15 protein-coding genes and 1 pseudogene are annotated in these 20,728 nt (G+C 68.5%); 8 read left to right on the top strand and 8 right to left on the bottom strand.

Annotated elements, in window-relative coordinates:
• Positions 1–6: 6 nt before the first annotated feature.
• Positions 7–771 (top strand): annotated as a pseudogene (locus ASF06_RS20085) (TOMM precursor leader peptide-binding protein); the annotation flags it as partial.
• On the opposite strand, the gene ASF06_RS18895 reads toward ASF06_RS20085, so the two are convergent.
• On the bottom strand, positions 764–2,491 hold the full coding sequence (locus tag ASF06_RS18895; RefSeq protein ID WP_235501080.1) for an ATP-dependent helicase: 1,728 nt from the start codon (positions 2,489–2,491) through the stop codon (positions 764–766). The pseudogene ASF06_RS20085 and the gene ASF06_RS18895 overlap by 8 nt on opposite strands.
• Complete coding sequence (nudC, locus tag ASF06_RS18890; RefSeq protein WP_055950798.1) at positions 2,488–3,450, bottom strand: NAD(+) diphosphatase; 963 nt, start codon at positions 3,448–3,450, stop codon at positions 2,488–2,490. The genes ASF06_RS18895 and nudC overlap by 4 nt, the downstream gene beginning before the upstream one ends.
• Positions 3,451–3,510: 60 nt before the next feature.
• Here nudC and ASF06_RS18885 point away from each other — a divergent pair, with 60 nt between their 5' ends.
• Complete coding sequence (locus ASF06_RS18885; protein WP_055950795.1) at positions 3,511–4,560, top strand: phosphotransferase; 1,050 nt, start codon at positions 3,511–3,513, stop codon at positions 4,558–4,560.
• On the opposite strand, the gene ASF06_RS18880 is transcribed toward ASF06_RS18885, so the two are convergent.
• The gene (locus ASF06_RS18880; RefSeq protein ID WP_055950792.1) at positions 4,557–7,796 is read right to left on the bottom strand and encodes an ATP-dependent DNA helicase; all 3,240 of its coding nucleotides are present in this window, start codon (positions 7,794–7,796) and stop codon (positions 4,557–4,559) included. The two genes, ASF06_RS18885 and ASF06_RS18880, sit on opposite strands and share 4 nt — an antisense overlap.
• Complete coding sequence (locus ASF06_RS18875; protein ID WP_235501079.1) at positions 7,793–10,912, bottom strand: ATP-dependent helicase; 3,120 nt, start codon at positions 10,910–10,912, stop codon at positions 7,793–7,795. The genes ASF06_RS18880 and ASF06_RS18875 overlap by 4 nt, the downstream gene beginning before the upstream one ends.
• 168 nt (positions 10,913–11,080) lie before the next feature.
• Between ASF06_RS18875 and ASF06_RS18870 the strand changes: the two genes are divergently transcribed.
• Genes ASF06_RS18870 through kynU form a run of 3 tightly spaced genes read left to right on the top strand, consistent with a single transcriptional unit; the run spans position 11,081 to position 12,838 of the window.
• Positions 11,081–11,305, top strand: coding sequence for a DUF3107 domain-containing protein (locus ASF06_RS18870; RefSeq protein ID WP_055929849.1), 225 nt, complete (start codon positions 11,081–11,083; stop codon positions 11,303–11,305).
• Between the two features lie 3 nt (positions 11,306–11,308).
• The gene (locus tag ASF06_RS18865; RefSeq protein ID WP_055950787.1) at positions 11,309–11,611 is read left to right on the top strand and encodes a hypothetical protein; all 303 of its coding nucleotides are present in this window, start codon (positions 11,309–11,311) and stop codon (positions 11,609–11,611) included.
• A gap of 6 nt (positions 11,612–11,617) precedes the next feature.
• The gene (gene kynU, locus ASF06_RS18860; protein WP_055950784.1) at positions 11,618–12,838 is read left to right on the top strand and encodes a kynureninase; all 1,221 of its coding nucleotides are present in this window, start codon (positions 11,618–11,620) and stop codon (positions 12,836–12,838) included.
• Here kynU and ASF06_RS18855 read toward each other — a convergent pair.
• Complete coding sequence (locus tag ASF06_RS18855) at positions 12,828–13,541, bottom strand: ferritin-like fold-containing protein (RefSeq protein ID WP_055950781.1); 714 nt, start codon at positions 13,539–13,541, stop codon at positions 12,828–12,830. The two genes, kynU and ASF06_RS18855, sit on opposite strands and share 11 nt — an antisense overlap.
• Positions 13,542–13,808: 267 nt before the next feature.
• On the opposite strand from ASF06_RS18855, the gene ASF06_RS18850 reads away from it, so the two are divergent.
• Positions 13,809–15,203: a DEAD/DEAH box helicase gene (locus ASF06_RS18850; RefSeq protein WP_235501078.1), complete on the top strand. Its 1,395-nt coding sequence runs from the start codon at positions 13,809–13,811 to the stop codon at positions 15,201–15,203.
• Positions 15,204–15,215: 12 nt separating this feature from the next.
• Here the strand turns inward: ASF06_RS18850 and ASF06_RS18845 are convergent, their stop codons facing one another.
• A complete protein-coding gene (locus tag ASF06_RS18845; RefSeq protein WP_055950775.1) occupies positions 15,216–16,085 on the bottom strand; it encodes a PHP domain-containing protein in 870 nt (289 codons plus the stop codon).
• A gap of 51 nt (positions 16,086–16,136) precedes the next feature.
• Between ASF06_RS18845 and ASF06_RS18840 the strand changes: the two genes are divergently transcribed.
• Entirely contained in the window at positions 16,137–17,417 is a 1,281-nt protein-coding gene (locus ASF06_RS18840; RefSeq protein WP_055950772.1) for a hypothetical protein, read from the top strand.
• A gap of 553 nt (positions 17,418–17,970) precedes the next feature.
• Here the strand turns inward: ASF06_RS18840 and ASF06_RS18830 are convergent.
• Both ASF06_RS18830 and ASF06_RS18825 read right to left on the bottom strand, forming a co-directional pair.
• Positions 17,971–18,570 (bottom strand): hypothetical protein, encoded by a 600-nt coding sequence (locus ASF06_RS18830; RefSeq protein WP_055950767.1) that lies wholly within the window; start codon positions 18,568–18,570, stop codon positions 17,971–17,973.
• Entirely contained in the window at positions 18,567–19,205 is a 639-nt protein-coding gene (locus tag ASF06_RS18825) for a hypothetical protein (RefSeq protein ID WP_055950764.1), read from the bottom strand. The genes ASF06_RS18830 and ASF06_RS18825 overlap by 4 nt, the downstream gene beginning before the upstream one ends.
• A 56-nt stretch (positions 19,206–19,261) precedes the next feature.
• Between ASF06_RS18825 and ASF06_RS18820 the strand changes: the two genes are divergently transcribed.
• A complete protein-coding gene (locus ASF06_RS18820) occupies positions 19,262–20,725 on the top strand; it encodes an aminopeptidase P family protein (protein ID WP_055950761.1) in 1,464 nt (487 codons plus the stop codon).
• The last annotated feature ends 3 nt before the right edge of the window (positions 20,726–20,728 follow it).

Genomic DNA, 20,728 nt, shown 5'->3' with positions numbered 1-20,728 from the left:
CTCTGCATGGCACTGCAGATCGATCCTCGCTACCCGGTTCTCTGGCGCACGCCGACCAGCATGCAGATCGGTGCGGATAGCCCGATCGTCACCCTGTTCGACGTGACGCTGGCCGAGGAGCACCTCATCGCCGTGCTGCGCAAGGGAATCAGCAAGTCAGGGCTCGACATGGTCGGCGAGACCGTGGGAGCGACGCCCGATGCCGTCGCCGATCTGCTGGCGCGGGTCGCTCCGGCGCTCAAGCGCAGCCACGCGACGGGGCGACGGCTCGAGAACCTCGGCGTGGTGGTCACGGGTTCCGTCGTCGGATCGACCGCCATTCGCACGGTCCTGGCGGGCCTCGGCGCCCGACTGGTCGACGAGGCCGAGCCGGCCGAGCTGGCGATCATCGTGTCGACGTTCAGCACCGATCCCCGGGCATCCGGTGCCTGGCTACGACGCGACATCCCGCACCTCGCTGTGGTGTTCGGCGACTCCGAAGTGAGGGTGGGCCCGCTCGTCGAGCCCGGAAACGGCCCGTGCCTGCACTGCCTCGACCGCGCACGCATCGATGCCGAGCCGCACTGGCCGGCCCTGCTCGGTCAGCTGCTCGCCCGGGGAGCCCACACGGAGGATCCCCTCACCGTGTCGACGGTCACACCCCTCGTGGCTCGGGCCGTGCTCGACCGGTTCGCGGTCGACGCTCCACGGTCTCGTCGGCACCGGCTGAGGGCCCGTGCCCGCATCGTCGACGGCGCAACGGGCGAGGTCTCCGAGAGAACCTTCAGCCCGCATCCCGACTGCGCGTGCCGGGGAGTGCCTCCTGCAGAAAGCGAGACGGCATCCGCTGCTGCGATCGACCCATTCCCGATTCCGAGTACGACAGGTGCAGCAGGCGGCGCGCCCGAGTGATCCCGACGTAGAGAAGGCGTCTCTCCTCGTCGATCTGATCGAACGTCGACGCGTAGCTGATCGGCACGAGGCCCTCCGACAGGCCGGCGAGGAAGACGACCGGCCACTCGAGCCCCTTGGCGGAGTGGAGGGTCGCCAGGGTGACCGCCTGGATGGTGGGCTCGTGACCCGATCCCTGTCGCTCCATGAGCTCGTCGGTGAACTGGCGGAAGGTCGTCGACGTCGGCTGGCTCTCGGCGAGCGCCATCAGGGCGTTGAGGGCTTCCCACTTGTCGCGCACCGCGCCTCTCGCCTCCGGCGCGTCCTGACTCCAGCCGAGCGATCGCAGAACGTCGCTCACCGACTTGAACAGGGGCTCCCCCGAGATCGACACCGAGGCCGCGCGGAGAGACATGACGGCCTGTTTGATCTCGGGAAGATCGAAGAACCTCTTCGATCCGCGGATCTGATAGCTGACACCCGCGTCGGCCAGCGCCGTCTCGAGCGCGGCGGCCTGCACGTTCACCCTGTAGAGCACGGCGATGTCCTCGGCCCTGGTGCCCTCGTCGATGAGTCGGGAGATGCGCGCGGCTATGCCCCTGGCCTCGGCCACGTCTGACGGGTACGCGGTGATCTCCGGGGTGACGCCCTCATCTCCGAGGGCGTGCAGCGACAGGGCGCCGGCGCGGCCCTTCATCAGGCGGTTGGCGACGTCGACGATCGCGGGCGTGCTGCGATAGTTCTGCTCCAGCCGCACGGTCGTGGCGTTGTCGTACTCCCCGGCGAACGAGAGCAGGTAGTCGGACCGGGCGCCGGCGAAGGAGTAGATGGTCTGGCTGGCATCCCCGACAACGCAGAGATCGCTGCGCCCGCCGACCCAGAGCGACAGCAGATGATGCTGCAGCGGCGAGACGTCCTGGTACTCGTCGACGACGAAGAACTTGTACTGCTCGTGCACCTGCATCGCCACGGCGGGTTCCTGCTCGATCATGCCGGCCGTGGCGAGCAGCACGTCCTCGAAGTCGAGCTGGCGTCGCTCGTCCTTGATGTCCTCGTACTTCTGGTGCAGAGAGAGCACCTGGTCGACCGACAGGCTGCCCGGAAGGGAACGCGACGTGCGCAGGGCCAGTTCGTAGGCATCCAGACCCATGCTCGACACCTTGCGCCACTCGATCTCGGCGGCGAGGTCTCGAAGGGTGGCGGTATCGACCTTGAGCCGAAGGGTTTCGGCAGCCTGACCGAGCAGGCGGGCCTTTCCCTCGAGCACGCGCGGCATGTCGCCCCCGACGACTGTCGGCCAGAAGTAGTTCAGCTGCGACAGGGCGGCGGCATGGAACGTGCGGGCCGAGACTCCCCCGGCACCCAGCGGGCGCAGACGGGTGCGCAGCTCAGCGGCGGATCGGGCGGTGAACGTGAGCGCCATCACGCGATTGGGCGAATAGACGCCCGTCGCGACACCGTAGGCGATGCGATGGGTGATCGCCCGGGTCTTTCCTGTGCCGGCCCCGGCCAGAATGCAGACCGGACCGATGAGCGCTCTCGCCGCGATCTGCTGATCGTCGTCGAGCGCGGCGAGGATGCTCTCCGACTGCACGCCGTCGGCGACTGAACCGTTGGTCACCAGGCGAGCGCCTCGGCAGGAAGCGGGCCCCCGTACCAGTGCTCGAGGATGGCGTGAGCGATCGATGACGGGCCGGGCAGCGCAATGCCCGTCGCCGGATCGGCGATCTCGGCGCGGGTGAACCAGCGCAGATCGAGGATCTCCTCGCCGTCGGGCCGGAGGGCGTCGTCGGCGAAGGCAGGATCGACGTGCGCGTAGAACCCGACCATCAGCGATGCGGGGAACGGCCACGGCTGCGATCCGAGATATTCGGGCGTGAGGATGCGCACACCCGACTCCTCGAAGACCTCGCGTTGGGCGGCCGCCTCGAACGACTCGCCCGGCTCGACGAAGCCGGCGAGCAGCGAGTAGCGGTTCTGCTTCCACATGGCATTCGAGCCGAGGAGGATCCTGTCCTCGGCGTCGACTATGCCGACGATGACCGCGGCGTCCGTGCGCGGAAAGAGTTCGACGCCGAGGTCGGGGTCGCGCCGCACCCAGCCGCCCTTCTCGACGACGGTCTCGGCACCGCTTCGAGGCGAGTGACTGTGAGAGGCATGCCATCCGGCGATGGCCAGCGCCTCGACGAATGCGCCGGCATCGCGGTCGCTCAGCATGGTGGCCACGTCGCGCAGGTTGAGCCAGCGCGCCTCATCGGCCTCCAGCCGCTCGGCCTCGTCGTCGTCGACGACGACCAGCACGATGCGTGTTCCGGCCGGCTCGGGCGATGACGTCGACAGCGAGATGCCGAGATAGACGCGGAGATCGAAGTCCGCCACCTGGTCTGTGGCGAGGAGCGCCAGGCCCGGGCGCGAACTGAAGTCGTGCGAGGCGAGCGCCCTCCCCCTCCACAGGGGAAGCAGACGGGTCGCGGGATCCGCCCACAGCTCATCGAAGAGCTGCGGACGCACTCGCGCCTCGTGGTCGCGGTCGATCTCCTGCCGAGACAGAGGCAGGTGCGAGAGGAAGGTCGAAGACATGTGAACCAATCGTGCGTGGCGAACACCCCGCTAAGAAGACGCCAGCCCTACCCTGTTGGTATGGCCAGATCCCACTTCACTCTAGCCGCGCTCTCGACCGCGGCCGTTCCCGGGGCGGACATCGTGTCGACCAGGCCGATCGGAACGGGAACGGGCGGCCGATACGACTCCGCCGTCGTCACGCTTCGCGACCGCAGCGAGCTCATCGTGCGCGTGCCCACCTCCCAAGATGCCGAGACCGAACAGTCGCGCGACCTCGTCGCGCTGAACGCCCTCACCGCAGGATTCCGCGGGCGCCTGCCGTTCGCCGTGCCCGAGATCGAGGGCCAGACGCCGGTGGCCAACACCCGAGCCATCGTCTACGGCTACATCCCCGGAGACCCCGCCGTACTGGCGGAACTCGATGCCGCCGATCCCGTGGCGGAATCGATCGGCCGCGCCATCGCATCCATTCATTCGCTGCCCACCTCGCTGGTCACCGACTCCGGCCTCACCGTGCAGACCGCTGCCGATGCGGCACGCGTGGCCCGCATCACGAAAGACAGGGCGGCCGCGACAGGCGCCGTCCCCTCCGACCTGCTGGCCCGCTGGTCGACGGCGCTGGAAGACAGCGCTCTGTGGCAGTTCCAGCCCACAGTCGTTCACGGGTCGCTCTCTCCCGAATCGTTCCTCATCGCGGGAGACCGGGTGACGGGTGTTCTGGGCTGGTCCCAGCTGCAGGTCGGCGACCCCGCGGCCGACCTGTTCTGGCTCAGCTCGGCGCCGAGCGAGCAGCTGGCGACCCGTGTCTTCGGCTCGTACAACCTCGGCCGCAGCACCCCGGTCGACCGCCAGCTGCGCAAGAGGGCGCGGCTCTACGCCGAGCTCGAGATCGCGAAGTGGCTGCTGCACGGCACCGAGAAGCACGACGAGACGATCGTCGCCGACGCCAAGACGATGCTCGCGGGCCTGTCGGTCAGCGTCGAGTCCGACCTGCTCAACCCGCTGTCGACCGACACCGGGCAGATCATGGCCGTCGAGGAGGTCGAGGAGATGCTGCGCCGAACCCCTCGGACCGATCCGTCGTCGTCGCGCGACAGCGCACGGGTGAGCGGTATCTCCGAAGACTAGAACGGCCACAGTTCAAGCAGCTCCTGCTCGGAGAACAGCCGCTCCGGTGCGATGACCGTATCGTCGGCGACGAAGTAGAAGACGGCGTCGATCAACTGTGGATCGATGCCCTTCCACTGGGCGTAGGCCAGACGATAGAGAGCCAGCTGCAGCTGCTTGACCTCGAGGTCGTCTGGAGTGGTCGGCGCCTTGCCGGTCTTCCAGTCGACGACCTGGTACCGGTCGCCGTCGGTGAAGATCGCGTCGATCTTGCAGACCACCACCTGCCTGCCGAGAACGAGATGGATCTCGAGTTCGACCTCGAGCGGCCGCTTGTTCGCCCATTCCGACGCCTCGAACGTCGCCTGCAGGGCTTCGAGCCGGGACTGCTCGAGGGGCAGCTCGTCGGTAGCGGAGTCGCTCTCGTCGGTCGTGGCATCGATGAGTTCGGCGCCGCCCGCCATGCCGTAGCGGTGTTCGACCCACGCGTGAAAACGCGTGCCCAGCCTGGTCTGTCGGAACGGTCGTTCCGGCATCGGGCGACGAAGCGCACGGGCGACAGCCTGAGGGTCGGTGACGTAGTCCTTGAATCGGGAGGCGGCGATGCGGTCGGGAACGGGGGCCACGCCGGCCGCCTCGGCCTCGCGATCGCGCTCCGCGAGCAGTAGATCGAGATCGCGCTGCCAGCGACCCGCCGAGAGCGGCTGGGGGCTCTGGATGCGCGCGCTCACGAGGTCGGCGGCCTGTTCGACGCGGCCCCGACGCGCGCCCAACGGGTCGAGCGGCCAGCGCTCCGTGACGCCGTCGGTGTCGAGGGGGTTGGTCTCATGAGCCGAGTATTCGGGGAGATCGCCGATCACGTCGGCGCGTGAGAGTTCGGCGAGGAACGTCGAGGCACGGCGAGGCTTCGACTGGGTCGCCCAGAACGAACCCGTGAGCAGCAACGAGGTGCGGGCACGGGTGACGGCCACGTAGATGAGACGACGCTCCTCGGCGAGATGCTTCGCCGCCAGCTCTGCCTGGAACGTCTTGACAGCGCCGTCGAACACCTGCTGCGAGCCGAGACCGCGCCAGTCGAGAACAGGAAGAGACGAGGCGTCGCCTCGGAACTCGTACGGCAGCACTCCGAATCGCAGCCATCCCTTTCCCTCCTTGCTCTGGGCCGGGATCTCGTCGGCGACCAGGCGCGGCACGGCCACGACGTCCCACTCCAGCCCTTTCGAGCCGTGGATCGTCAGCAGCTGTACCGTTCCGGGCTCCGGTTCGTCGGTGCGCGGACTCAGGTCGTCGCGCTTCTCTGCCCGGTCGAGCCAGGCGAGAAAGCTGCCGAGGGTTCCGTCGTCGTCGCCCGCGAGGAACGACGCGATCTCGTCGTGCAGTGCGTCGAGCGCCCCCCGCGAACTGCCACCCCGCGAATTCACCCGCTCGTTGGCGGCGAGTTCGACATCGAGCAGGAGTTGCTGCTCGACGAAACGCACGAAGTCGAGGAGGGGCAGGTTTCCGCGTGAACGGAACGTGGCCAGCGTGCTGCCGGCGTGCCTCAGCCGTTCGAGCCCGTTCTCGGAGAAGCGCTCGAGCTGCGGATGCGAGGAGGGGTGCTCGGCGACGAAGTCGAGCGCATCGACGATCGACGCGGAGTCGTCAGGCGCGACCGACTCGCGCATGCTTCGCGTGACGTCGGGCGAGACAGGCCTGGTGAACGAATCTCGCGTCGCCAGCCAGCCGGCGAGCTCGGCGAGCGCCTTGAGGTCGCGCACTCCGATGTTCCAGCGGGCACCCGAGAGCAGCCTGATGAGCGACGATCCGGCCGACGGGTCATGCGTGGCCCGGAGTGCGCTGATGACGTCGACGACCTCAGGGGCGCTCAACAGTCCGCCGACGCCGAGAATATGGAACGGGATGCCCCGTCGATCGAGGGCGGCGGCGAAGAAGTCCATGTGGCTTCGAACGCGGAACAGCATGGCCGCCGACAAGGGTTCGACCGTGCCATCGGGATGGGCCGCAGCATGATCGACGAACCGTTGCGCCAGCCAGTCGGCGACCGCATCGGCCTCCTCGTCGCGCGTGTCGAGGAACCGGTATTCGACCGAGCCTGCCGGGGCCTGGGGTCTCGGTTCGAGGCGGTGCACGTCGACCGGGGATTCGGCCCGAAGAGGCTCGACGAGGGTGTTGGCCGCGTCGAGCACCGCCCGGGAGTTGCGCCAGCTCGTGGACAGCGAATAGGTCGGAACGGTGCCGGAGCCGAAATCCTTGCCGAACCAGCCGAGGTTGCTGGCGCTGGCGCCACGCCACCCGTAGATGGACTGATGGGGATCGCCCACGGCCATGACTCCGTGGCCCGCGAACAGGCTGGCGAGCAGTCGCGTCTGCACGACCGACGTGTCTTGATACTCGTCGAGCAGCACCACCGCGAACCGGGAGCGGTACTGCTCGATCACCTGCGGATGGCGCATGCAGATCTCGAGGGCGAGGGCGACCTGATCAGAGAACTCGACGAGCCCCTTGGCCTGCTTCTGACGGGCGTAGGCGCCCGCGAGATCGATCAGGAGGGGAAGCGCGCTGATGGGCTCGACGGCGGAGGCCACCGACGCGTAGGGCGACGACTTCGCCTTGCCCTCTGTGTAGGGAAGATCTACGAGGTAGCCGAACTGTTCGGCCAGCCCGGCCACGCCGGCGGAATCGACCACGTTCTCGCTGAGTTCCGAGCTGAGACTCAACACGGCGTCGACCAGCTGATCGAGGCTCTTGGCGAGTGGCACCAGCCTGTCGTCGCCCTCGGCCCGCAGCACACGGCGGGCGAGGCCCCAGGCCGCGTTCTCGCCGAGCAGCACGGATTCGGGCTCCCTTCCCACCAGGAGGGCGTTGTCACGAAAGATCGAATTGCCGAACGAGTTGTAGGTGGAGACGGTTGGTCGGTCGAACAGGTCGCGCGAGTCGGCGGCACCGTCGAGCCCTGTCTCGCGGGCGGCCGAGGCCGGAAGGAGCCCGGCGCGCCGAAGAGCATCGATGTGTCCGGAAATGCGCGCATCCAGCTCGCCGGCCGCCTTGCGCGTGAAGGTGAGGCCGAGAACCTCGTTGACCTGCACGAGTCCGTTCGCGAGAAGCCAGACCACCCTGTTCGCCATGGTGGCCGTCTTGCCGCTGCCGGCCCCTGCGATGACGAGCGACGGAACGAGCGGGGCCTCGATGACGGCGCGCTGCTCGTCGGTCGGCCGCGGCATGCCGAGCGCATCGGCGAGTTCGAAGGCGCCGATCATGCGCTCACCGCCCGGATCACGTGGATACGGCACGCGCCGTGGGACCACGGGTCGAGGCAGTGCGAACCGATCTTGGCATCGACGTGGGCGCCGGCCATGCCCGCAGCATCGGCGATGACACGCTGCCGAAACGCCTCGAGCTCCGACTCGGAGCGCGGAGCCTGCGTGTGATCGACGTAGTTCTTGCCCCTGCTCGTCTTGGAGACGATCAGCAGGCGGGCGCCCCCGGGGGTCGAATCGTCGGGAACGCCTGCGATCAGGCCCGCATCGAAGGCGAGCTGATAGGCCCCCAACTGCGCGTTCTCACCGATCTCGCCGGCCGTGTACGCCCGTTTGCCTGTCTTCAGGTCGACGATGACGACCGAGCCGTCGGGATAGAGCTCGACCCGGTCGATCGTTCCCCGCAGAAGCGCACGGTCGACCTCGAGCTCGAAGCCCGACTCGGCGCCGAGGAGGGCGCCCTTGCTGTGGTCGAAGTCGGAGAGGTAACTCGAGAGTCGGGCGACGAGCTGTCTCGCCTCCCTGCGTTTGATCTCGCTGAGCCAGGACGATTCGAAGTACAGCTCGCCCCAGCGCGACTCGACCAGCTCGATGAGCGACTCTTCGCTGCTGTCGAGGTCGGGCGAGGTCGTCGTGGTCTCCATGGCCTCGTGGATCAGGGTGCCGACCTGGGAGGACGTGTTCGACGATCCGCCGCCGAGGTGATCTATGAGCCAGTTCAGCGGGCAGGTCTCGAATGACTCCATGCGCGACGGAGAAACCGTCACTCGAGCGAGCTCATCGGTGAGATCGACGAGGGGCTGCGACGAACTGGCTCCGGCCAGGCCGTACCACTCGGCCGGGTGTGCACCGGGAACACCCTCGCTCGCGAGCGTCGCGAGGGCGGACGCCGCCTGGGAATCGCCGCGTGCCGACACCGTTCTTCTGAGCACGCCGACGAGTCCGCGCAACGAGAGCGGGGTTCGCGACACTGCTCCCGGAACGGGCTCGGGCAGCAGCCGGAACAGGGGCGACGGGGTCAGGTCGTCGTCGTCGACCGCGGTGACGAGAAGCTCGGTCGATGCCCGGGAGACCGCCTGCGCGAACATGCGCAACTCGTCGTGGAGGACAGCCGTGCGCTGATCGGACACCGGAGAGGACTCGCCGCGACGGGCCCCCTCGAGGGCATCCGCACCCAGCAGGGTTCCTCGAATACGCAGGTTGGGCCACACGTTCTCCTGCACACCGGCGACGACGACGAGCACGAACTGCGTGCCGATCGCACCGGCCGGAGAGGTCACGGTGACCGCACGGCCCGTGGCCCCCCTGGCCAGCGTGTCTTCGGGAACGTCGACGTCGAGAAGCTGTTCGAGGAAGACGGTGGCGGGTGCCTCCGGCGAGCGCTCGACGAATCTCTTCGCCGAAGAGAACAGCGAGACCACGGCGTCGAGGTCGTGTCCGACCTCGTCGGCTACGAGCCCCGTGCCGAGCGACTGTGCGCGCCAGGGCTCGGCGAGTCCGCTTGTCTGCCAGATCTGCCACAGAAGCTCCTCGACGCTCGCCTCTGTCGCCACCGCCTCGCGCGTCTCTGCGAGCATCGTCGCGAGCATGCGGGCCTTGCGCGCGACCCTCGGCTCGATGCGCGCGAGAACAAGGGGCATCTGCAGGGCGTCGACGAGGAGCTCGGAGCCCGTGCGCTGCCCGCCGGAGGAGAACTCGAGCTGCCGCAGCGCCCGCTTGAGCCGGCGGAGCAGCACGGCGTCGGCCCCGGCAAGAGGACTCAGCAGCAGCGTCTCCGCAAGGTCGCCGGTGAGCTCACGACGACCGAGGGCGACCTCGAGGATGGAGGTGAAGGCCCGAACGACGGGTTCGTCGCGAAGCGCGACCCTCGCACGCGAGACCCGTGTCGGCACGTCGAAGGAGGCGAGGCCGCGTTCGAGCGGCGCTATCTGCGCCCCGCTGCGAACGATGACGGCCATGTCGTCCCACGCGATGTTCTCGAACACGTGCGCCTCGCGGAGCCTGCGCGCGATGACTCCGATCTCGTCTGAGGGGCTCGTGGCGAGCACGGTGGACACGCCCGGCCTTGCTCGTGAGTGGGCCGGAGTGCCGGCGGGCAGGGCACGTCGCTGGCTGCCCGCCCGTGCCGTGCCGATTCTCGCCGTGACGTCGGCGACCAGCGAACGAAGGGCAGGGCCATGACGATGCACGACATCGAGCACGACGGGCGGCTGCGTGGGAACCCGGAGGTAGTCGTCGAGTCGGCCGAGAGTGTCGGGATGAGCTCCACGGAACGTGCCCGTGCTGATGTCGGGATCGCCGAAAGCGATCACCGAGACACCGCGCCGCGCGAACTCCCTGACGAGGGTGAGCGTGGCCAGCGTCGATTCCTGCGCATCGTCGAGCACGAGGAGCCTGAGCCTGGCGAGCGAACCGACCGCGGCCTCGAGCTCGTCGGGCGCCGACTCGCCCTCTCGAAGAAGCACGGCGGCCTCGCGGGCGAGTTCTGCCGAGTCGAAGCTGCGATCGCGATAGCTGCCCTTGACGCGGTCGTAGCCCTCGATGAATCGCGCCGCCGCCGCCCACTCCGGACGACTGGCCGCGACAGCGAGCTCGGCCAGCCGCTCGGGCGCCGTGCCCGTCTCGACCGCGCGCATCATGAGATCGCGCAACTCGGTGCGGAAACCTCGGAGGCGCCGCACCTCTTCTGAGAGGTGGTCGGGCCATACGGGGCCGGTCGCATCGGCAATGTCTCCTGCGAGCAGCTCGGAGATGATCTGGTCTTGTTCGGCGCCGGTGAGCAGAACGGGCGGCTCCTGGCCGCGGACGGCGGCCACGCCCCGAACGATCTGGAACGCGATCGAGTTCGCCGTGCGGGCGAGAGGCCCGTTCGACGGAACGCCCATGCGCAAGGCCAAGCGGTCGCGGAGGGCGGTCGCCGAAGCACGCGTCGGCGTGATCACCAAGACCTCGTCGGGCGAGAACCCGCGGTTGTGCACGCGATCGCACAGCAGCTCGACCAGGGCGGTGGTCTTGCCCGTGCCCGGCGCGCCGATGACCGCGCAGCTGACCGAATCGCCGAGAGCCAGCACGCTCGACTGGCCGGGGTCGAGGCTCTCGGGCCGATCAATTTCCACGACAGCAAAGCTAACGTGTGCCGCCGACACCCGCGTGCATCCCCCGTAGGCGCTGTTCGCTCTCGGCGAGTGGCCGGCCGGGCCGAACGGCAAGCCCGCCCGGGATTCTGTCCTAATCTGGACGCATGGCCCCAGAGCGGGCCGCAGCATTTGTGAAAGGTAGTCCTGGTGGATATTCGAATCGGCATTGCACACTCCCCCCGCGAAATCAGCTTCGAGTCGAGCCAGTCGCCGGCCGACATCGAGAAGGCCGTCGCCGACGTCCTCTCCGGAGCATCGGGGCACCTGTCGCTCACCGACAGCAAGGGAACCGTGTACCTCGTTCCGGCCGCGACGCTGAGCTACGTCGAGATCGGCGCCGAAGAGGCACGTCGCGTCGGCTTCGTTCTCTAGCCCATGGAGCTGCTCTTCATCACGCTGGGCGGCGCGATCCTCGGCCTCATCGCCAGGTACAGCCTCGCTCACCGTGAGAACCACGGCGTCGCCCTTGTTCCCGCCATCGGAGCCGCGGTCGCCGCCGTCGTCTGGGTGGGCCTCACCTGGGCCGGCCTTCCGTGGGACGGCGGCTGGATCTGGGTGATCAGCCTCGTCGTGACCGCCGCAGTGGTCGGCATCGCTGATCCGATGATCGGCATCTACCGCGAACGCGCCGACATCGCGCGTTTCGTCGCTCTCCGCTCGTCGACCGCCACGAACTAGCTTTCGATGACATCGCTCGCCCGAGCCGAGGAGCTCGATGCGCACGACCCCCTGAGGTCGAGGCGCGATCTGTTCGTCGGTTCGGACGACCCGGGCATCGTCGCCTATCTCGACGGCAACTCACTGGGGCGCCCGCTCCGGGCCAGCGCGACTCGACTCGCCGAGTTCGTGCCCGAGGCCTGGGGCGCCCGCCTCATCAGGGGCTGGGACGAGGAGTGGTTCGACCTGCCCCTCACGCTCGGCGATCGCATCGGAGCCGTCACCCTCGGGGCGGCGCCCGGCCAGGTGGCGGTAGGCGACTCGACGACCGTGCTGCTGTACAAGCTCATCCGCGCAGCCGTCGACGCCCGGCCCGGTCGTCGCGAGATCGTCGTCGACACCGACAACTTTCCGACGGATCGCTACCTCGTCGAGGCGATCGCGGCGGAACGCGACCTCGTCGTGCGCTGGATCGAGTCAGACACCCGCGGCGGGGTCACGGCGCCCGAGCTCGAGGCCGTTCTCAGCGACGACACCGCTCTCGTTCTGCTCTCGCACGTCGCCTATCGTTCCGGCTTCCTCGCCGATGTTCCGGCGCTGACGCGCCTCGCGCACGCGGCGGGTGCACTCGTGCTGTGGGATGTCTGCCACTCGGTCGCCAGCGTGCCGACCGACCTCGACGGCTGGGGTGTCGACATCGCGGTGGGGTGTACGTACAAGTACCTCAACGGCGGCCCGGGATCTCCCGCATTCGTCTATGTGAGACGCGAGCTGCAGGAGAACCTCGATCAACCGATCCAGGGATGGATGGGCCACGCCGCACCCTTCGACATGGGTCCCGGCTACTCCCCCGCGCCCGGCATGCGGAGGTTCCTGAGCGGAACGCCCTCGATCGTCGGCATGCAGGCCCTCCGCGACATGGTCGACCTCATCGACCAGGTGGGCATGCCCGCCATCCGCCGCAAATCCGAGACGCTCACCGGGTTCGCCATCGAGGTCGTCGACGACTGGCCCGCATCGTGGGGTGTCGAGGTCGCGACCCCGCGCCTTGCGGGCAGCCGCGGCAGTCACGTGACCATCGAGCATCCGGCGTTCAGAGAGATGACCGCCGAGCTGTGGCGTCGCGGCGTCATCCCCGACTTCCGCGCGCCGCAGGGCATGCGGCTGGGCCTGTCGCCGCTGTCGACGAGTCACGTCGAGCTGTGGAACGGCCTCGAGGCCGTGCGCGAGCTGCTCGTCAGGCGGTGAGCCCGAGCCCGTCCATGCGGCGGGTGTGCGATGCGATGACCTCGGTGAAGACCGGTTCGATGCGCTGCTCGTCGGAGTTGCGGTTGTCGGTGTGGTGGATCGCGGACCGCGCGACGAGGAGGGTGTCTCCGACGACGCGGCGACCCCACATGGCCAACTGCGAGGCGAGCTTCGGGTCTGCGGCGATGTTGTCGGCCAGGATGGTGGCGATGGCCTGGCGACCGCTCTCGGCATCGAGAATCTGCACCATGCGCGGACCGGACCCGTTCTCGAGGCCCGCAGCCAAGTGGATGAAGAAGTCGTCGAGGATGCCCGCGCTCACGTAGAGACTCGTCAGCGCCTCCGACCAGGTGCCGCCGGCCACGACCTCGCGGTAGTCGTCGATGGCCGCGGCGAACGGCTGCATGATCACGGCCGGGTCGTCGACGTGACGACGGATCTCCGCGACGAGCCGCTCATGCTTGTCGAGGGCCTGCCCTGCCGCGGGGCCGAGCGATTCCTTGTGCGCCACGGTGGGCGCCTGCGTCACGATGCGCGACAGGGACTCGAAGAGCGAGAGCTGGATGTACGCCGCCTGGCCCAGGTAGGGAAGGAGGGCCGGGGTGAGCTCGGCGAGGTTCACGCGCGGCAGTTGAACCGCCTCGCCGCGAGGCTTCAGGCGGGGCACCTCGAGGCGCACCTTGGGCCGGCGAAACGTGAACACCCTCGTAAGCCTAGCGGCGCGCCGCACCCGCCCATGGCCCCAACGCACCCTTATCGGTGCGGATCCAGTAAACTCGGGGAAGCCCTGACACAAATCGGGGCGTCTACGCCGCCCGCCAGGCGCCATCGCCGGCCTCCGACGCGCAGGGGACAGACCACCTCAGTGTCCGAACTCCTGCCGCGACCATTCTCCCCAAGCGGCGTAGCCCGATAATTCATGACAGGGCATCACACAGTGACTTTCACCGATCTAGGCGTCGACCAGGACATGGCCGACGCACTCGCAAGCAAGGGCATCCTCGAGCCCTTCCCCATTCAGACCCAGACGATTCCGTTGGCCCTCGACGGCCAGGACATCATCGGCCAGGCCAAGACGGGCACGGGCAAGACCTTCGGATTCGGGCTCCCGCTCATCCAGCGTCTCGGGCTCACCCCCGAGGCCGGCGTGCAGGCCCTTGTGGTCGTTCCGACCCGCGAACTCGCCGTGCAGGTGACCGAAGACCTCATGCTCGCCACATCGAACCGCCCCACGACGATCGTGTCGATTTACGGCGGAAAGGCCTACGAAGGCCAGATCGAGCAGCTGAAGGCCGGCGCGCAGATCGTCGTCGGAACCCCGGGCCGTCTGCTCGACCTCGCCGGCCAGCGCCTGCTGAACCTCGCCAACGTGCGCGAGATGGTTCTCGATGAGGCCGACAAGATGCTCGACCTCGGCTTCCTCGCCGACATCGAGAAGCTGTTCGCCCAGACCCCCGCGACGCGGCACACGATGCTCTTCTCCGCGACCATGCCGGGCCCGATCGTGGCCCTCGCGCGTCGCTTTATGTCGAAGCCCATCCACATCCGGGCCACCGACCCCGACGAGGGTCAGGTGCAGGCCCAGATCAACCACCTCATCTACCGTGCCCACAACATGGACAAGGACGAGGTCATCGCTCGCATCCTGCAGGCCGAGGGTCGCGGCAAGACCGTGATCTTCACCCGCACGAAGCGTGCAGCCGCGAAGCTGGTCGAGGAGTTGAACGATCGCGGCTTCAACGCGGCGGCCGTGCACGGCGACCTGAACCAGGAGCAGCGCGAGCGCGCCATGGCCGCGTTCAAGGCGGGCAAGAAAGACATCCTCATCGCGACCGATGTGGCCGCCCGTGGCATCGACGTGCTCGACGTGACCCACGTCATCAACCACACCATCCCCGAAGACGAGAAGGCGTACCTTCACCGCGTCGGCCGCACGGGCCGTGCCGGCAAGACGGGCATCGCCGTGACCTTCGTCGACTGGGACGACCTGCACAAGTGGGCCCTGATCAATCGCGCCCTCGAGTTCGGCCAGCCCGAGCCGACCGAGACCTACTCGTCGAGTCCCCACCTCTTCTCCGACCTCAACATCCCGGCCGGCACGAAGGGCCGCCTGCGTCCCGCGACGCCCAAGACGGATGCGCCCGCCGCAGACCGGTCGCCGCGTGGCACGGGCGACTCGCGTCCGCCCCGCACCCGCTCCCGCGCGCCGCGGTCGACCGGGCACGAGTCGGGAACGGCGAACGCGCCGCGCACCTCGTCTGCAGACGGAGCCGGCACGCACACGGGAACCGGTCCCGAGCACCACGACGGCAACAGCGCGCCTCGTCGCCGCACGCGTCGTCGCACTCCCCGCGCTGCGGAGTAGTCGCGTTCGACCTCAGTCGGGCAGCACCGGTTTCCAGCCGGTGCTGCGCTCGACGAGGCGCTCGAGCACCTCGGGCGCAGTCTGGTTCTCGCCCAGCAGGTTCGGCTTTCCCGCTCCGTGGTAGTCGCTCGACCCGGTGATCGCGAGGTCGAACTTGGCCGCGAGCTCGCGCAACCGCTCCTTGCCGTCGGTAGTGTTCTCCCGGTGGTCGATCTCGAGGCCGAACAGCCCCGCGTCGACGAGCCGGGCGAGCTCGTCTTCGGTCACCACGCCGTCGCGTCCCCGGGTAGCGGGATGCGCGATCACCGGCACGCCGCCCGCGGCGACGATCAGCTCCACGCCCGTCAGCGGATCGGGTGCGTAGTGCGGCAGGTAGTAGCCCGCTCGCCAATGCAGGATGCCGGCGAACGCGTCACTGCGAGTCAGCGAGTGGCCCTTGGCCACGAGCGCATCCGCGATGTGCGGCCTGCCCACCGTCGCGCCGTCCTGCGTCTGGGCGAGCACGTCATCCCAGCTGAGGTCGTAGTCCGCGCCGATGGCCTGCACCATGTCCTCCGCCCGGGTGAGCCGGGCAGAGCGGATGCGTGCGGTCTCGGCGACGAGGCCGGCACTGTTGGGATCGAACAGATAGGCGAGCATGTGGATGCTCGCGTAGCCCCGCCTGGTCGACAGCTCCATGCCGGGAATCAGGGCGATTCCAGAACGTCGGGCCTCGGCTGAGGCCGACTCCCAGCCCGCCGTCGAATCGTGATCGGTGAGCGCAACGGTGCCGAGGCCGGCGGCCGCGGCGGCGCGCACCAGATTCGCGGGCGTCTCCGTGCCGTCCGATGCGCTGGAGTGGGCGTGCAGGTCGATCGGCCCTGAGGGGAATGCGGAAGCCATCTGCCCATCGTACGAGTTCGAGTGAACCGGTCCCGCCGCTACGATGAGCCCATGAGGTCGACGGTGCGAGAGGTGCTCAGGCTCGCCGGGCGCTCGTGGCCGCTGCTGCTCCTCTGGTTCCTCGGCGGGTGGATCGTTCGCTGGGTCGTCATCCGCATCGCCGCCGAGCTCGGCGCGATCGACGCGACGCTGGGACTCATCGTTCTGCCGATCGCCGTCCTCGCGAGGCTGGTGTCGTACATCGGCATGTTCCTCGTGCTCCGCGACTCCATGCCGACCTTCACCCGGCTCGCGCGTGGCAATGTCACCGACGGCTCCGTCGAGGAGAGCGCCCTCGGCTTCCGCGACATTCTTCTCTCGAGCGTGCTCGTCTTCTTCGCCCTGTACTCGGCGATGGACCTCATGCGGCAGGATCTGCTGAAGTACGCCGGTCTCGCCATCGAATCCGACAACTTCTTCACCTACGCCGATTCGGGAAATACGGTGCTCGCCGTCACGGCCACTCCCGCATCGATCGCGGTGGCGATCATCGCCTTCGTCGGTCGCTTCGCGCTCAAACGCCTGCGGTCGAGACTGCCGGCCTGGACCTCGATCATCACGGTGTACCTCGAGGCGGTCTGGGTCTTCATCGCCGTGAACGTGCTGTCGAACATCTTCAGCGTGGTGCCCGACTGGATCGACAGCCGTCAGTTCATCCGGTCTCTCGACGAGCTGAGGCAGACGCTCGTCGAGAACTCCCTGACCCTCAAGATCGCCTGGGACGGCGCATCCTGGGTCTGGAATTCGAGCAGCGAGATCGTCTTCCTGGCCCTTTCATGGCTGCTCGTCGCCGGGGTCGTCTACGTGCGCTCCCTGGCGACCTCGCTGGTCGAGGTGCGCCGCCGTGAGCGTCCCCGCAGTCAGGTGCTCGGCGCGCGGTGGGCGTCGGCGCCCGTCGCATTGGCCCGCCGGGCCCGGCCGCTGTTCGACGATGCCATCGAGATCGCGAAACCTCTGCTTCTCAGCGCCAGGGTCATCTGGCGCGGCGGCATCGTGTTCCTGGCCGTCTACGTGTTCGCCTACGCCCTGTGGGTCAGCGTCGGTGACTGGGTTCTGGCTGGCATCTACGCGGCGATCGGCCCCCATCCGTATCGATGGTGGATGGCGACGGATCAGCCGATCGGCTTTCTCATCGATCTTCTCGTCGAGCCCGTTCGCATCAGTCTGCTCGCGGTGGCGTTCGACTTCTGCCTGCGCAGGTCGCCGCGCGCGGCCGACGCGGCGCTCGACGAGCTGTCGACCGACGTCGATGCGCTGGAGACCTCGGACGGAGACAGCTCGAGTTCGAGATAGTCCGGCGACAGCCCGAGCTTCTCGATCACGACCCACGAGCCCGTCTCTGCGGCTCCGCTCGGGATCGTGGCTGCGACGACCAGACGATACGGCTCGCCCTCCGTGTCGGAGCACGTCGTCTGGGAATCGCCCGTCGAGGGGAACTGCCGCGGAAGATCGACGTTGGCGTTCCACCTGCGAGGTTCCGGATGCTCGGGGCTCGTCGCCGAGATCTGCAGGTCGCAGGAGTCGACCGGTTCGTCTCCGGGGGTCACATCGAGCACCGCGACGATGAGGTCGAGGTCCGGATCGAGTTCGAGCTCCTCTCCCCCGTCTGTTCCGCCGCGGACGATCGCGGTGTCCGTGACCTGGAAGTCGGTTCCTCCGTACTCGGCGCTCTCCCCTTCGGCAACCACGATCGCATGCGAATAGAGGCCGTTCTGGTAGTCGAACCACTCGCTCGACGTCGTGAGGATCACGGTTCCCGGAAGGAGCACCGCGACAGCCAGCACGGGCCACCGGTTGCGACGCCACCACGACCGATCAAATGCGACGGGTTCGGTCTCGACGCCGTTCACAGCACCACGTCCACGGGACGCGACACGACGACATCCGATTCGACGGGGAGACCGCGCAGGTCGACATCGAAAGCCAGCCGCGAGTCCAGGATGGATTCGTACGAGGCGTTGATGCCGATCTCGGCTCGGCCGGCCGCCTCGGACGCGAGCGCGGAGTCGGCGACCTCGAAGAGGATCAGGCCCCGCGAGGCGATGCCGGGTCGCATCAGGGAGTTGTCGAGGGTGAGGAGCGACAGGCGCTCGGTGGCGTAATAGGTCGCGTCGCCGATGGTGAGGGTGGGTCTGTAGAGCGACGAGGGCTCGACCGTGGCTGCGAATTCGGCCTCGACGACGACCCAGGTGCCCGTCGTCGGTCCCGTCCACTCGTCGCCGGCCCCTGTCGCATCGAAGCTCGACGCCAGGCGCACAGAGGTCACGGAACCGGTGAGCGTTCGCCCCGTCAGCACGTCGCCCAGGGTGCCCCGTTCGTTGAAGGGGGCGTTGATGTCGTCGCCGTGGGGTGTGATCCCGTAGACCACCACCGTCGCCGCCAGGGCGACGACGACCGTCAGGGTCGACAGGATCGCCCTCCGCGTCACGCGGATCCGGCGGCTCACGGTGTCACCTCGTCGCGTGTCACGTACTGGAGTCCGCGATCGCCGAGCGTCAGCGGAACCTCGGCCGTGACCACGGGATCCGACCAGGAGGCGTCGAAGAGGAATCCCTCCCTGAGCGTCTTGTCGAGCACCCGCACCGTGATGCGTGCGCCCTCCTGGCGTTCCGACGCCGGAATCTCCCAGAGCAGCACGACCTCCTGCTCGACGAACGGCTGAAGCACGGGGCTCGACGACGACTCTCCGAGCCTGATCACCTGATCGGCCTGTGGCTCGCCCGCCGTGCCCTTGAGACCGTCGACCAGCACGTTGTCGTCGACCGTGCTCACGGGAGTGTCCGACACGTTGGTGACGACGGCCCGCACGGCGAGAAAGCGGTTGCCGGGCTCGGGTTCGAAATAGGGGTCGAAGCCGTCGGCGAGCCAGGCGTCCTCGACCGACACGTCGAGCTGCTTTCCGGCGACGACCTGACCGGCGTCCGCCCGGGCCACGGGTGCCTTCGCCACGGTGTCCAGCCCGCCGAATCCGGCCACGGCGCCGACCACCACGACCGCCGCCGAGACCACGTAGACGGCCGGCGTCAGTCGCTCCGCGAGGTCGAGAAGGCGCGACGGAATGCGATCGCGGGCCTCGGGCATGGCTCCAACATAGTCGGCGCACGAATTCGGGGTGGAGAAGGGCGCAGAATGGATGGATGGCCGACGCACAGAACACTGACACGACAGACGCACCCGAGACCCCCGCAGCGAGCAACAGGAGCACGACCCCGGGATCGACGACGTTCCGGGACTACATCGCCAGCGGCTGGGCCGATCGCACCGACGTCATCCCGCCGGCCCGGCCCGAGGCATCCTTCGCCGCCGCGCGTCGGGCCGCGATCTCCGCCCTCCACCCCGGCGAGACCCTGATCATCCCCGCGGGAGACCGCAAACAGCGCTCCAACGACACCGACTACCCGTTCCGCGCGCACTCGGCGTTCTCGTGGCTCACGGCCTGGGGCTCCGACAGCGAGCCGGGCGCCGTGCTCGTGCTCGAACCCGCCCCCGATGGCGGGCACGCGGCGACCCTGTACTTCCGCGAACGGGCGGGCCGCGACTCCGACGAGTTCTACGCGAACTCCGAGATCGGCGAGTTCTGGATCGGTCCGCGCCCGTCGCTGGCCCAGGTAGCCGGAGACCTCGGCATCGACACCAGGGGCATCGCCGACTTCGAGGCCGTGCGCGAGGCCACGGGTTCGTCGACCCTCCTCGTTCGTGAGGCGGCCGGCGATCTGGTGCAGGGAACAGACGACGATCTCGACGCCGCCCTCGCCCGCGACCTGTCCGAGCTGCGCCTGGTGAAGGACGAGTTCGAGATCGAGCAGATGCGCCAGGCGGTCGCCGCGACCGCACGCGGCTTCGACGACGTCATCCGCGACCTGCCGCGCATCTCGTCGCACGAGCGCGGCGAACGCCTCGTCGAGGGTGTGTTCAACACCCGCGCCCGGGCCGACGGCAACGCGGTGGGGTACGACACGATCGCCGCATCCGGACCGCATGCCTGCGTGCTGCACTGGACGAGGAACGACGGCCCCGTGCTGCCGGGCGACCTCATGCTGCTCGACGCGGGTGTCGAGCTCGACAGCCTCTACACGGCCGACATCACCCGCACCCTGCCCATCTCCGGAACCTTCTCCCCCGTGCAGCGCGACATCTACGAGGCCGTTCGAGAGGCCGCCGATGCGGCCTTCGCGATCGTCAGGCCCGGCATCCGGTTCCGCGAGATCCACGCCACGGCGATGGGCGTGATCGCCCGTCGCACGGCCGAGTGGGGACTCCTGCCGGTCACCGCGGAGGAGGCGCTCGAGGCCGACAACCAACAGCACCGCCGCTACATGGTGCACGGAACGAGCCATCACCTCGGCATCGACGTGCACGACTGCGCCCAGGCGCGCCGCGACATGTACCTCGACGGCGTCGTCGAGGCCGGCATGGTCTTCACGATCGAGCCGGGTCTCTACTTCCAGCCGGATGACCTGACGGTGCCCGAGTCGTTCAGGGGCATCGGCGTGCGCATCGAGGACGACATCCTCGTGACCGCCGACGGAGCCGAGAACCTGTCCGCGGGCATCCCCCGCACGGCAGACGACGTCGAGGCGTGGATGGCGTCGCTCTCGTAGGGG

Origin of the sequence: Agreia sp. Leaf244 (assembly GCF_001422695.1) — a bacterium.
Lineage (GTDB): Bacteria > Actinomycetota > Actinomycetes > Actinomycetales > Microbacteriaceae > Agreia.
This window is presented reverse-complemented; position numbering and strand designations above follow the sequence as displayed.